The organism is Vibrio sp. 14G-20 (assembly GCF_026241515.1).
Classification (GTDB): domain Bacteria; phylum Pseudomonadota; class Gammaproteobacteria; order Enterobacterales; family Vibrionaceae; genus Vibrio.
Genome location: NZ_JAPHPW010000037.1, coordinates 20,715 through 34,258, shown reverse-complemented (window position 1 = coordinate 34,258; position 13,544 = coordinate 20,715). Strand labels below are relative to the sequence as shown.

The following is a 13,544-nucleotide window of genomic DNA, read 5'->3' as shown; positions in this document are numbered from 1 at the left end:
ACTCCGTTATTACTTAATTGTAGTTGCAATAACGGGGCGGACCATACATTTTTGTTTCTGTTTGGCTGCATTTCATTTGTAGTGCTATGAAAATCAGGTGATTGTGCTTAGGGGGAATCGTGCTGTGCACAGGCTCAATAACTCGAGTCGCTGCTATAGTGAAGTGAGATTAGACTGCGATATTTTCACGATGACTAAATTCTGCATTTTTTAGCGAGGTAACAAAGAATTCCCGCAGATATGGAATTTAGAAAGCGTAATCAAGGCACTTTTTGTCCGATAGAATTTAATATCCGCAAACCTTACAAGCCGTAACTTTTCATTTGGCTGTAGTAAGGAGCAATGTGAATGACTTATAAGGACGATCATTTATGCAGTTACTGGCTGGCACTCTGACACACTATGCGAACCCTCAAGCACGCCCTGAATTGGAGTACTCAAATGAGCAACTTGAAATTTTGAGTGTTGCGAGTTCTGAGCAGGCAATTAAGGATATTTCACAATGGCCGGGCTATGCCGTTACTCCTTTGCATGAGCTGAATGCGATTTCTGCTGAGATCGGTGTAAACAAATTCTGGTACAAAGACGAATCTCAACGTTTTGGTCTAAAAAGCTTTAAAGCTCTGGGCGGTGCGTATGCTGTTGCCCGTCAGCTTCAGATTGAGATCGCCAATCGCTATGGAAAGAATCCGACCATCAGTGAGTTGTTAAACGGGGAATGGAAATCAGAAGTTGCTGAGATCGTTGTGAGTTGTGCGACAGATGGAAACCATGGTCGCTCGGTCGCGTGGGGCGCACAAATGTTTGGTTGTGGTTGTGTTATCTACATTCATCGCGATGTGTCGGAAGGCCGTAAGCAAGCGATGGAAGCATTTGGTGCAGAAGTGGTTCGTATTACAGGTAACTACGATGAATCGGTTCGTTTGGCTGATTCAGAAGCGCGAGCGAAAAACCGCGTGATTGTATCGGATACTTCTTACGAAGGTTACATGGAAATCCCGAAAGACGTTGCTCTGGGCTACACCGTGATGCTGGCTGAAATTGTCGAGCAACTTGATGGTGAAATCCCAACTCATGTTTTCGTGCAGGGTGGAGTAGGTGGTTTGGCATCTGCTGTGTGTGGTTACTTCTGGGATTTGTGGGGTGTTGATCGTCCACGCTTTGTAATCGTCGAACCTGAACAAGCTAACTGTTTGCAGAAGAGCGCTCAAGCGGGTAAACCGATTGTGGTAACGGGCGATCTAGAGACGCTGATGGCTGGACTTGCCTGTGGTGAGGTTTCGAGCTTGGCATGGACGATTCTCCAAAATGGCGCTGATGATTTTATGACGCTGAGTGAAGAGGCGATCCCGCAAGCGATGCGCATGTTGGCGAGTGGCGAGAAAACGGAAGTGGCAATAGAAGGAGGCGAATCTGCAGTTCCAGGGTTTGCCGCAGCGATCATCGCTAAACAAGAACCGAATTTCGCTGAAAAACTGAATTTAACTCAAGACAGCCGAGTGCTAGTAATTGGTACTGAAGGGGCAACTGACCCGGATCTCTACCAACAAATTATCGACAACAAAATCTAATAACGAAAAGCTCATAGTTAGTAGTTAGTAGTTAGTAGTTAGTAGTTAGTAGTTAGTAGTTAGTAGTTAAGAGCTAATTGCGAACAACGAATAATAAAGTAAGCCCCATAGTTGGCGGTATGTAAGGTTTCTTCATACCGTCTTTTTTTCTCTCTTTTTGACTTCATCTCATGACACGCCTTGTTTTCTAATTTCGCTGGTCATCAATCGCGCTGTTCATCAATCGGAATGGTCAGCCCGACCTTGACGTTATCCATCACCACATTGGTTTGAAAGCTTTTGATATTGGCATTATCGAAGAAGGCCTCACGAGTAAAATTGTCGTATCCCTCCATATCTGCAGCCGTGACGATTAAGATAAAATCAGAGCTGCCTGTGACGTAATAGCATTGCTGCACAGAACGGTTCGAACTCATCTCTCTTTTGAAGTTGTGCATCAAATCCACACGCTCGCGTTCAAGTGTTACCTGAACGATAAACGTCATTCCGTGACCGACCGCTTTTGGATTAATCACTGAGACATCAGCCTGAATCACACCTTGTGCTCTCATGCGTTTTAAACGGCGCTGAACGGCAGCGGGAGAGAGCCCGACCTTTTCTGCAATCTTGTCTGATGTTGCTCTATTTGAGTCTTGTACGATGTTGAGGATCTTCTTGTCGAAACTGTCGACCACCAATGCAGGCTGTTGTGTCATACCCATACTTCCCAGTATCAATTTGTAAATTAATTGTTTCTTTTGAACCAGTGTGTGATCGAGTTAAAGGTATTTGGCTCCAACAATTAATCACAGAGGATTGAGAACAAAAAATCACTATAACGCAATAAAAATGCGGAATTCCCGCACAATAAGGTATTCGTTTAATGATAATCCTTAAAGTTATCGGTGCATTATTAACCTTGTGAACGAAATGTAAAGTTCAAATTTACAGAGTTTGAAGTTTATATGATACATGTTGTTAACATTTGTTGAGTATTGATATTGACAGCTCAAGGAGTCGGAAAGTATGAAATCTGCAACCGCTACTTTACAGTTTGAATTAGAGAAATTGGCACCAGCAGGACGCGTCGGTGTGATTGCGTTAGCGACAGATTTCAATATTGAGCGTGATTTAAACACCTTGTTTCCAGACGATGTGCAGTCGTTCACCAGCCGAGTTCGAAACTATAATCCATTGACGATAGAGAACCTGCGGAAGATGGAGCCAGGAATCGCTGCTTGCGCTGATACCATCCTTCCGGGCACCGAATTGGATGTTGTGATTTACGCTTGTACCTCTGGCACCGTAGCGATTGGCAGCGAACGAATTACCCAGCTTATTCATCAATCTTGCCCAAATGCAGCAGTAACGAATCCGGTGACTGCGGCCTTAGCGGCGTTTGAAAGCTTCCAAGCTAAGCGTATCTCAGTATTAACGCCTTATACCGAAGCTGTGAATCAAGACGTCGCAGCATTTTTTGAATCGCAAGGCATTGAAGTGTTGAGCATTGCTGGTTTTGGCTTTGAAGATGACACCGCGATGACGTTCATTGACCCAATGGACATTAAACATGCCGCACTACAAGTGTGCGATCCTGAAGCGGATCTTCTGTTTATCTCTTGCACGGCACTGCGTGCAGCATCGGTGCTTGAATCCATTGAAGCGGAGCTAGATAAACCCGTTGTCAGCAGCAATCAAGTGTTGGCTTGGCACTCGCTTCAATTGATGAACTACCCCTCGCCCATAAAAGGTTTCGGTGCGCTGTTAGAGCACCATCTTGAACCACCCTCAGATAATTGCCGAAGGTCGCAGTCGTTGTAACGACCTTCGATTAAAGCTGCTCGCTCTGCGTTTTACATTCAGCAGTCAAGCTAACTAAAAATTTTACGTTAATACAAAGAATTACACTTTGGGACTACTACTATGCCGTCTACTTTCTCGATCAAACCAGACCAACTGTCTTCGCAGCTTATTCAAAGCATGACTGAGTGGCGTCAACATTTACACCGTTTTCCTGAGTGTGGTTTTGATGTGAATCTGACCTCCGATTTTATCGCTGACAAGTTACACTGCTTTGGTATCGAGGTGGTGCGTAACATTGGTAAAACAGGATTAGTTGGGATACTTCGTTCAGGATCGAGTGAAGCGAGCATTGGTCTGAGAGCTGATATGGATGCGCTACACATTCATGAACAAAACAACTTCGCACACTGCTCACAACACGATGGAAAAATGCACGCTTGTGGGCACGATGGACACTCCGCAATGCTGCTCGGCGCTGCAAGCTATTTGGCCGAGAACCTAACCTTCGATGGTACTGTGTATTTCATTTTTCAACCCGATGAAGAACACGGTTGTGGCGCGCAAGCGATGATTGATGATGGCTTATTTGAGCGATTCTCGATTGATGAAGTGTATGGAGTTCATAACTTCCCCGGTTTAGCGGAGGGTGAGTTGATGGTTCGCCCCGGATCATTAATGGCCAGTGAAAGTAGCTTTGAGATCACCATCAATGGTGTGGGTGGACATGCTGCTCTGCCGCATCAAGGGGTCGATCCTCTCGTTGTTGGCTCGCAAGTTATTCTTGGTCTGCAAACCATCGTGTCTCGCAATCTCAGTGCGATTCACGACACCGCTGTAGTCTCTGCCACCGAATTTATTACCGATGGCACGGTTAACGTCATTCCTACTCAAGTGGTTATCAAGGGTGACTGCCGCTGCTTTACTGAATCTTCTCTCGATCGAATCAAGCAGAGCATGGAGCGAATTGTGGCGGGCATTTGTCAGGCAGCAGGCGCGACTTACGAATTTGAGTTTATTAATACCTTCTACCCAACCATCAACAGCGAGCAACAAACCCAGTATTCGGTTACCGCCGCGCAGAAAGTGCTTGGCGTAGAGAACGTTAATGACGCCTGTGACCCGCTGACTATTTCGGAAGATTTCTCAAGCATGCTTCGCGTTAAACCGGGCTGTTATGTGTTGTTGGGTAACGGCACGGAATCGGTCGGTGGCTGCGCATTGCATAACCCTGAATACGACTTTAACGACGGCATCTTAAAGCTCGGTGCGAGCTACTGGATTCAGTTGGTGAACGATCGTTTAGCACGATCAATTTAAAAGCGACTCAATGAGAAGTAATTCAATTTGAATCAACAAGTAGAGACACAGATTCAGCAGTGACGCATTTGGCACTGCAAGATGGCTGACTTTAAACGGAGTTTATTGTCGATACAGCCAAAACTGAAGCGCGTGAAGTGACCAAAGTCATCAACGTGTAATTAGGATAATAAAAGGAAAGACAGGATGAAACGATTAGGCGTAGCACTGCTAAGTTTGAGCATGGTTTTTGGCGTTCATGCCGAAACATGGAAGTTTGCTTCAGAAGAGGACAAAACAGACGTTCAAGATATCTATGCGCAAAAATTTGCGGAAGTGATTAAGAAGGAATCTGATGGCGACATCCGTGTTCGCATCTATTACTACGGTCAACTGGGTACAGAGAACGATATCGTAGAACTGGCTGCTAAAGGCACGATTCAATTCGTGTCTGTAGGCGCGGGTCACTTAGGGTCTTATGTTCCTGAAGTACAAGCGGTGAGCTTGCCGTATGTACTGGGCACCAATGAAGAAATCACGCATAAGGTCTTAACGGAAAGCCCAACCATCTACAACAAGCTGGCACCTAAGTTTGAGAGCGTAAACCTCAAGCTGTTGTCGATGATGTCTGAAGGCGAAATGGTATGGGGTGGCAACAAACCTATCCGCACACCTGAAGATTTTGCGAACCAGAAGATCCGTACTTTCACTTCAACCATTCCTGTTGAAACCTACAAAGCGTTTGGTGCAACACCTACTCCTCTTTCTTGGGGTGAAGTGTACGGTTCACTGCAACTTAAGACCATCGATAGCATGGTTAACCCGATCTACTTCATCTACAACGCGAAGTGGCATGAGGTTCAAGACTACCTAATGTTCCCAGGCCAGCAACCTTATGTGAGCACGGTTTCGACCAACAGCAAGTGGTACGACGGCCTGTCTGAAGAGAAGCAAGCTATGGTCGACAAAGCAATCACCGCGGCAGACCAAGCGGCTTACGACTATCAGATCCGTATCAACAAAGAGAACATGGACAAGATCTTGAAAGAGCGTCCAAACATGCAAGTGGTTGTGTTAACCGAGGAAGAGCGTGAACGCTTCAAGGTACTCAGTCAAAAGCTGCACACCACTTACTATGACGTGGTGGCAAATGCTTATCCTTCAGGAGAGCAAAGTGAAGCGCGCGAGGGGGCAAAAACTATTCTCGAAGAAATCCTAGATGAAGTGAAGGCTGCTTCAGCGACGCAATAGAAAGCGTTGTTAGGATGAATGCTATCCGCTGTTTATTGGCAGCGGTTAGCTTATCCCCACCTTCTCCAAATTGTGGCAATGGACCCCTGTCACTGAACGAAGTATGGAGCACTGCCTGTTATGAAAGAACTGCTACATAAAATAAGCGTCGCGACAGAAAAGCTAGAACGCTTTTTAATCACAACCGCTATTCTCGCGATGATGATCAACTCCACCGCCAATGCGATTGGGCGATATGCCTTCAATAAAAGCCTGTTCTTCTCAGAAGAGCTTAATCAATTCCTTATTGTCTCAGTGACCTTTATTGGCTTCGCCTATGCCGTCCGCCAAGGTCGAAATATCCGCATGACTGCGGTGTACGATTCACTGAGTTTCAAAGCCCAGAAGGTGCTCACCACCGTGATTGCATTGTTGACTGGGATGTTGATGTTTTACCTCACCTACCATGCGTTCTTCTACGTTAAAGAGCTCAAAGACATCAATCGATTAAGTCCAGCCTTGCAGTTCCCGGTTTATTGGGTGTACGCGATCATTCCGATTGGTTTTTTCATTGCCGGATTGCAATACAGCATGAGTTTTTTGATGAACTTACTGCACAAAGAGATCTACGTGTCATTTGACGTGATTGAAAATAGAAACACTAAAGTAGGTGAGTTCGAATGAGCGATGTTGCACAGTTTTTCTCGGACATTATTGCCGGAGAATTAGATATTTATGTCATCACATTTACTCTTGTCTCTGTGATGGTGATTCTGCTGTTTTTGAGCTTCCCAATGATTGTGCCGCTAGCGGTTGGGGCTCTAATTGGCTTGATTCATTTCTCTCAGGTTGAGCCGGGAGTGCTTATTCAACAGATGGTTACGGGCATCTCACCCAACGCATTGATTGCGGTTCCCATGTTTATCTTGGCGGCCGATATTATGACGCGTGGACACACAGCCTATAATTTACTTGGTTTGATCCAAGCGTTTGTTGGACATCTGCGTGGTGGGTTACCGATTACGACGTGTATCAGCTGTACCTTGTTTGGCTCTGTTTCCGGTTCGACCCAAGCGACCGTGGTGTCGGTCGGCCAAATCATGCGTCCGAAGTTGCTGCAAGCGGGCTACAAAGACAGCTTTGTGATGGCCCTGATCATCAATGCCAGTGACATCGCGTTCCTCATTCCACCGAGTATTGGTCTGATTCTTTACGGCACCTTAGCTAACGCCAGTGTGGGTGAATTATTCATTGCCGGTATTGGCCCAGGTTTAGTGCTCGCGAGCCTGTTCTCGTTGTACAGCTATGCCTACAGCGTAAAACACAGCGATACCATCACCTTGGTTGAAAAAGCCAACACAGCAGAACGCATTGAAGCAATTAAGAAAGCGATTCTTCCTCTTGGTTTCCCTGCTTTGATTATCGGCGGTATCTATTCGGGCATTGTCACGCCAACCGAAGCGGCCTCATTCGCGGTGTTGTATGCGATCATCGTTGAGTGCATTTTTTATCGCAAACTTGGCGTAAAAGACATCTGCGATGCGGCGTTAAATACCGGCTTGATTACGGCGGTGGTATTTGTGCTGGTGGGTGTTGGTCAGGCGTTCTCTTGGTACATCTCGTTTGAACAAATCCCTCAAGAGTTGTTGGCTCCTCTCAATCTAGAAGATGCTTCTCCCGAGTTCATTCTGTTTGTTATCGCACTGACTTTCTTTGTCGGTTGTATGTTCGTGGATTCATTGGTGGTTTTGCTTATCTTGACGCCGATTTTCATGCCGATTGTGGATGCCGCAGGTATCGATCCGATATTGGTCGGCGTGATGGTGACGCTGCAAATGGCTATTGGGTCGGCAACGCCTCCATTCGGTTGTGACATCTTTACTGCTATCGCCATCTTTGAAAAGCCTTATATGGAAGTGATTCGCGGGACGCTGCCGTTCTTCCTGATCTTGGTGTTGATGTCTGCGTTGCTGATTTTCTTCCCAAGCATTGCTCTGTTACCAAGAGACATTTTATTCAATTAATCCGTCGAGTTACCCTTATTCAATCAAGGATAGAGATATGAGTATATTGCCATTAACACCTCCGCAGAGAGGGTTTGAATCAGCAGAACTAGAGCAACGTACTGTCGAGTTGCAACAACGTCTTCGCGCGCAAAACATCGATGCTGCGTTTTTCACGACCGAGCCTGAGTTCCGCTATTTTAGTGGCTTTAAATCGCAGTTCTGGGAAAGCCCAACTCGACCTTGGTTTTTGGTGGTGCCAGCGGTTGGTAAGCCGATCGCTGTTGTACCAGAGATCGGTGTGGCTGGTTTTGACGAGACATGGATTGATGATGTGCGCAGTTGGCCGTCACCAAGGCCAGAAGATGACGGTATCTCTTTATTAGCTTCTACGTTATCTGAGGTCTCCAAGGGTTCTCGCCGAGTCGGTTCGATGATTGGCCCGGAAACACATCTGCGTATGCCTGCCACTAACTATGCGTTGTTACAGCAGAAGCTGAGCCAACACAGTGTGGTTGATGTGTCACTGATGGTTCGAGGCTTGCGCAGTGTTAAATCTCAAGCGGAGATCGATAAAGTACGCTTCGCTTGCCAAGTCACGGCGGCGGGCTTTGAGTATCTTCGTCATCATCTCGCGATAGGGATGACAGAACGACAGGCGTGTAAAGCCATGCATTTGGAGATGCTGCGTTTGGGTGCCGATGCGTGTCCTTATCTGATTTCGGCATCTGGCCAAGGTGGCTATGACAACATCATCATGGGGCCAACGGATCGTGTACTTGGTGAAGGTGACGTGTTGATCATCGACACGGGGGCTAACTTTGATGGCTACTTCAGCGACTTTGACCGCAATTATGCGTTTGGGCATGCGCAGCCAGATACGATAGCGGCTTATGACGCCGTTTATCAATCGACAGAAGCAGGGCTCGCGATTGCAGAGCCGGGACGAACAACCGGAGACGTGTGGCAAGCCATGTGGTCGGTACTCGAAAAGAGCGGCGTGCTTGGCAACGATGTGGGTCGAATGGGGCACGGCTTGGGTATGCAGCTAACCGAGTGGCCATCACATGTGCCAAATGGGGATGTGATCTTAAAACCCGGTATGGTGTTAACCCTTGAGCCGGGCATGGCGTTTGCGAAAAACCGCATGATGGTGCATGAAGAGAACATCGTTATTACCGAATTTGGTTGCGAAATGTTGCACCAAAGGGCATGGCAATCGATGCCGATTATTGGTTAGTTACGTTTAGAATCTAGTCATAATGTTGAATCCTGGTAGAGGAGGGCGTTCAAGCACTTTGTTGGACGCTCTGTTCTATTTTTTACTGCGTCATACCCCTTCATCTTTTACACCTAAAGATCTCTAATTGTTGAATGCCTTCTTGTTTCTAGAATCTCTCTTTCTGCTTAAATATTATCCTTGTTGAGCAAAAACATTTGACCAATAACTATCACACCTCAAATCTTTAATTGTTTTCGTTAGTGCCCTGAATGATATTTAATTTATTGTTTTATAATGATTTTTGTTGTTTTGAATGCTGTATTGTTACGAGTTTGTTTTAAATAATCATTTGAACCCTAACTAAATTTCTGTCATTTTATATTTAACTGAACGTTCAATATAAAATAAAAGGACTAAGAAATGCCGAAGGTTGGGATGCCTGATATACGTAAACCACAGCTTGTTCAAGCCACCATGACGGTGATTGATCGAGTAGGTTTGCATGCCGCGAGTATTGCGTTAATCAGCAAAGAAGCGGGCGTGTCTACAGGTATCATTAATCACTATTTTGGTGGGAAGCACGGTCTGCTCGAAGAGACGATGCGTGAAATCCTTCGCCAATTATCCAACACCATCACGACTTCACTAAAAGCGCTTCCTGTTGATGCTCACCAACAGAGAATTAACGCGATCATCGACGGTAACTTCGAAGGTTACCAAGCCGAAAATAAAGTCGCGAAGGCATGGTTGGCATTTTGGTCCTATTCAATGCATGACCAACAACTGAAAAGACTGCAGCGTGTGAATGAAAAACGTTTGATTTCACATCTGCGTCTTGAGTTGAAAGGTATTTTGAATCATGAACAGGCGGATCTCGTTGCTCACGGGATTGCTTCTCTGATTGATGGGTTATGGCTGAGAGGCACGTTAAACCCTGAAGGTATCGATGCTCAAAAGGCTCGCGCCATCATCAATGATTATCTTGATAAACAACTGACGTTCTACTCGTGTAACACCGCATAGAACGCGGTCGTAGCATTGCAATCATAGTACCTGAACGGCAAACACTCACATATAGACCAGCAGAGTCTAATAACAATAATTAAGTCAGAATCTCAAATGGAAATGAACTCGTTATACATTGATGGCGCAGCGGTTAAAGCAACCTCTGGTGAAACCTTTGATAGCATTAACCCTGCAAACGGCGAACCTATCGCGACGTTAGGCCAAGCATCTTCAGCGGATGTCGACAGCGCTATTGAATCAGCGAAACGTGGATTTGCGGTATGGTCAGCAATGACAGCCGTGGAACGCAGTCGTATTCTTTTGAAAGCGGTAGCAATACTTAGAGCTCGAAATGATGACCTTGCAAACCTTGAGGTTGTTGATACGGGCAAGCCACTGCAAGAAGCGATTGAAGTGGATGTGGCATCTGGCGCCGATGTGATTGAATACTTCGCAGGCCTTGCGCCTACGCTGCAAGGCGATCAACAACCCCTTAGTGAATCTCAATTCTTCTACACTCGTCGTGAACCGCTTGGCATCTGTGCAGGCATTGGCGCGTGGAACTACCCAATTCAAATCGCGATGTGGAAATCAGCTCCTGCCTTGGCTGCGGGTAACGCGATGATTTTCAAACCTTCAGAAGAAACGCCGCTCACAGCTCTAAAGCTTGCAGAGATCTTTACTGAAGCTGGTCTTCCTGATGGCGTGTTTAACGTGGTTCAGGGCGATTACCGTGTTGGTCAGATGCTAACGGCGCACCCAGACATCGCAAAAGTGTCGTTCACGGGCGAAACCGGTACCGGTAAAGCGGTAATGGCAGACAGCGCTAAGACGCTGAAATCAGTCACCATGGAACTTGGCGGCAAGTCACCGATGATCGTGTTTGATGATGCGAAATTGGATGATGCAGTTTCCGCTTCGATGGTTGCTAACTTCTACACCCAAGGCGAAGTGTGTACTAACGGTACCCGTGTTTATGTACACGAAAATATCTACAACGCATTCATCGACCAACTTAAAACACGCACTGAGAAACTGATCATTGGTAACCCAATGGACATGGAGACTCAGATCGGCGCGTTGATTTCTAAAGAACACCTTTCAAAAGTTCTCGAAGCGATTGAGCTGGCAAAACAGTCAGGGGCAACTCTGCTGACTGGCGGCTATCGAGTGACAGACAACGGCTTAGCGAACGGCAACTTTGTTATCCCAACCGTGTTTGTGGATTGCGAAGACAACATGCCTCACGTTCAACAAGAGATTTTCGGCCCTGTAATGTCAGTGTTGAAGTTTACGGACGAAGACGACGTGATTCGCCGCGCTAACGACACCAAATATGGCCTTGCGGCTGGCGTGTTCACGCAAAACCTTTCTCGTGCTCACCGCGTGATCCATCAAATGCAGGCGGGTATTTGTTGGGTTAATACGTGGGGTGACTCACCTGCAGAAATGCCTGTTGGTGGTTACAAGCTTTCAGGTATTGGCCGTGAAAATGGACCAGAAACCCTACTTCACTATACGCAGACTAAGAGCATTCTTATTGAACTTGGCGACTACGCCAGCCCTTATGCCTAACGCGTAATACTTAATTCAACGGGCTAGCTTAAAAGAGTTAGCCTCACTGACTCATCTCAGGGAACTTAAAATATGGAACAACGCTACGATTATATTATCGTCGGCGCGGGTTCGGCCGGCTGTGTGTTAGCGGATAGGCTAACGGAAAGCGGTGAACATAGCGTTTTATTACTGGAAGCTGGCGGTACGGATAAGAGTATTTTTATCCAGATGCCAACCGCACTTTCTTACCCAATGAATACTGAAAAGTACGCTTGGCAATTTGAAACAGAGCAAGAACCGGGCCTTGATGGACGTGAACTGCACTGCCCACGTGGCAAAGTGTTAGGTGGCAGCTCATCGATCAACGGCATGGTTTATGTTCGTGGCCACGCTTGTGACTTTGACCAGTGGGAAGAAGAGGGCGCAGCCGGTTGGAATTACCAAGCTTGCTTGCCTTACTTCCGCCGTGCTGAATCATGGAATAAAGGTGGTGACGAATATCGTGGCGACAATGGTCCTGTCGGCACTTGTAATGGTAACGATATGGAGCTCAACCCGCTTTACCAAGCATTCATTGATGCAGGTAAAGACGCGGGTTACCCAGAAACACAAGATTATAACGGCTACCAGCAAGAAGGCTTCGGCACCATGCATATGACGGTAGACAAGGGTGTTAGAGCCTCAACCTCTAACGCTTATCTACGTCGAGCATTGAAGCGTTCAAACCTAACCTTGAAGAAAGGTATTGTGGCGCGTCGTTTCTTACTTGAAGCACAAGACGCACAAGACCAGTCATCAAAAGGTCAATCAAGGCTGAAAGCTGTTGGTGTCGAGTTTGAAAAGTCAGGCAATACCCAAGTGGCTGTAGCGAACAAAGAAGTGATCTCGTCTGCGGGTTCTATCGGTTCCGTTCAACTGCTTCAACTTTCTGGTATCGGCCCGAAAGCCGTGCTTGAAAGGGCAGGCGTTGAGCTTAAACACGAACTCAGTGGCGTCGGTGAAAACCTTCAAGACCACTTAGAAGTGTACTTCCAATATCACTGCAACGAACCCATCACGCTCAACAGCAAGCTTGGCTTGGTCAGCAAGGGCATGATTGGCGCGGAATGGATTCTGACTCGCAAAGGCCTTGGTGCCACTAACCACTTTGAATCGTGCGCGTTCATTCGCTCTCGCAAAGGACTTAAGTGGCCAAACATTCAGTATCACTTCCTGCCAGCAGCGATGCGTTACGACGGGCAAGCGGCCTTTGATGGTCACGGTTTCCAAGTACACGTTGGCCCGAACAAGCCAGAGAGTCGTGGTACGGTTGCGATCACTTCTGCTGATCCGCATGCCAAGCCAGAGATCATTTTCAACTACATCTCGACTGAACAAGATCGCCAAGATTGGCGCGATTGTATTCGTCTGACGCGTGAGATTTTGTCGCAACCTGCGATGGATGTTTACCGTGGTGAAGAGATTCAGCCAGGTCTGAATATTACTTCTGATGAAGCGATTGATGAATGGGTTAAGCAGAACGTTGAAAGTGCTTATCACCCTTCTTGTGGCTGCAAAATGGGTTCAGATAACGACCCAATGGCGGTGCTTGATGAAGAGTGTCGCGTTCGCGGTATCGACAGCTTACGTGTTGTCGACTCATCGGTTTTCCCAACCATTCCAAACGGCAACTTGAATGCCCCGACCATCATGGTTGCTGAGCGTGCTTCCGATTTGATTTTAGGTAAGCCGATGCTCAAAGAACAGGGCGTTTCAGTGTGGATTGCACCTGAATGGGAAGACAAGCAAAGAATAAATAAACCAGTAAGAGAAGCGTAAGTCCCTGTTATTAGTTGAAAAATAGAAAATATTTCAAAAATAGAAAAAGCAAAAAGTAAC

Annotated in this window: 11 protein-coding genes; 10 read left to right on the top strand and 1 reads right to left on the bottom strand. The window is 46.5% G+C overall.

Features of this window, described 5'->3' with window-relative positions; translation table 11 throughout:
* Nucleotides 1–371 precede the first annotated feature (371 nt).
* Nucleotides 372–1,571: a diaminopropionate ammonia-lyase gene (locus OQJ75_RS21280; RefSeq protein WP_265974792.1), complete on the top strand. Its 1,200-nt coding sequence runs from the start codon at nt 372–374 to the stop codon at nt 1,569–1,571.
* 203 nt (nt 1,572–1,774) lie between these two features.
* On the opposite strand, the gene OQJ75_RS21275 is transcribed toward OQJ75_RS21280, so the two are convergent.
* Nucleotides 1,775–2,266 (bottom strand): Lrp/AsnC family transcriptional regulator, encoded by a 492-nt coding sequence (locus OQJ75_RS21275; protein ID WP_265974791.1) that lies wholly within the window; start codon nt 2,264–2,266, stop codon nt 1,775–1,777.
* Between the two features lie 310 nt (nt 2,267–2,576).
* Here OQJ75_RS21275 and OQJ75_RS21270 point away from each other — a divergent pair, with 310 nt between their 5' ends.
* From OQJ75_RS21270 to betA, 9 genes are all read left to right on the top strand, one after another.
* Complete coding sequence (locus OQJ75_RS21270) at nt 2,577–3,371, top strand: Asp/Glu racemase (RefSeq protein WP_239847576.1); 795 nt, start codon at nt 2,577–2,579, stop codon at nt 3,369–3,371.
* Between the two features lie 102 nt (nt 3,372–3,473).
* A complete protein-coding gene (locus OQJ75_RS21265) occupies nt 3,474–4,670 on the top strand; it encodes a M20 aminoacylase family protein (protein WP_265974790.1) in 1,197 nt (398 codons plus the stop codon).
* A gap of 186 nt (nt 4,671–4,856) precedes the next feature.
* Nucleotides 4,857–5,900 carry a TRAP transporter substrate-binding protein DctP gene (gene dctP, locus OQJ75_RS21260; RefSeq protein ID WP_265974788.1) on the top strand — a complete coding sequence of 348 codons (1,044 nt, stop codon included), beginning with the start codon at nt 4,857–4,859 and terminating at the stop codon, nt 5,898–5,900.
* Nucleotides 5,901–6,020: 120 nt separating this feature from the next.
* Complete coding sequence (locus OQJ75_RS21255; RefSeq protein WP_171327662.1) at nt 6,021–6,563, top strand: TRAP transporter small permease; 543 nt, start codon at nt 6,021–6,023, stop codon at nt 6,561–6,563.
* On the top strand, nt 6,560–7,903 hold the full coding sequence (locus tag OQJ75_RS21250) for a TRAP transporter large permease (RefSeq protein WP_171327663.1): 1,344 nt from the start codon (nt 6,560–6,562) through the stop codon (nt 7,901–7,903). Before OQJ75_RS21255 ends, OQJ75_RS21250 begins: the two co-directional genes overlap by 4 nt.
* Nucleotides 7,904–7,940: 37 nt before the next feature.
* On the top strand, nt 7,941–9,122 hold the full coding sequence (locus OQJ75_RS21245) for a M24 family metallopeptidase (protein ID WP_265974787.1): 1,182 nt from the start codon (nt 7,941–7,943) through the stop codon (nt 9,120–9,122).
* 402 nt (nt 9,123–9,524) lie between these two features.
* Nucleotides 9,525–10,127 (top strand): transcriptional regulator BetI, encoded by a 603-nt coding sequence (gene betI / locus OQJ75_RS21240; protein ID WP_017075682.1) that lies wholly within the window; start codon nt 9,525–9,527, stop codon nt 10,125–10,127.
* 96 nt (nt 10,128–10,223) lie between these two features.
* Nucleotides 10,224–11,684 (top strand): betaine-aldehyde dehydrogenase, encoded by a 1,461-nt coding sequence (gene betB, locus OQJ75_RS21235; protein WP_171307496.1) that lies wholly within the window; start codon nt 10,224–10,226, stop codon nt 11,682–11,684.
* A gap of 72 nt (nt 11,685–11,756) precedes the next feature.
* Nucleotides 11,757–13,484, top strand: a complete 1,728-nt coding sequence (gene betA, locus OQJ75_RS21230; protein WP_265974786.1) for a choline dehydrogenase — start codon at nt 11,757–11,759, stop codon at nt 13,482–13,484.
* Nucleotides 13,485–13,544: the final 60 nt, after the last annotated feature.

Coding starts and splice junctions, on each gene's coding strand:
- OQJ75_RS21280 (WP_265974792.1), top strand. CDS start 372: ATGCAGTTACTGGCTGGCACTCTGACACACTATGCGAACCCTCAAGCA.
- OQJ75_RS21275 (WP_265974791.1), bottom strand. CDS start 2,266: ATGACACAACAGCCTGCATTGGTGGTCGACAGTTTCGACAAGAAGATC.
- OQJ75_RS21270 (WP_239847576.1), top strand. CDS start 2,577: ATGAAATCTGCAACCGCTACTTTACAGTTTGAATTAGAGAAATTGGCA.
- OQJ75_RS21265 (WP_265974790.1), top strand. CDS start 3,474: ATGCCGTCTACTTTCTCGATCAAACCAGACCAACTGTCTTCGCAGCTT.
- dctP (WP_265974788.1), top strand. CDS start 4,857: ATGAAACGATTAGGCGTAGCACTGCTAAGTTTGAGCATGGTTTTTGGC.
- OQJ75_RS21255 (WP_171327662.1), top strand. CDS start 6,021: ATGAAAGAACTGCTACATAAAATAAGCGTCGCGACAGAAAAGCTAGAA.
- OQJ75_RS21250 (WP_171327663.1), top strand. CDS start 6,560: ATGAGCGATGTTGCACAGTTTTTCTCGGACATTATTGCCGGAGAATTA.
- OQJ75_RS21245 (WP_265974787.1), top strand. CDS start 7,941: ATGAGTATATTGCCATTAACACCTCCGCAGAGAGGGTTTGAATCAGCA.
- betI (WP_017075682.1), top strand. CDS start 9,525: ATGCCGAAGGTTGGGATGCCTGATATACGTAAACCACAGCTTGTTCAA.
- betB (WP_171307496.1), top strand. CDS start 10,224: ATGGAAATGAACTCGTTATACATTGATGGCGCAGCGGTTAAAGCAACC.
- betA (WP_265974786.1), top strand. CDS start 11,757: ATGGAACAACGCTACGATTATATTATCGTCGGCGCGGGTTCGGCCGGC.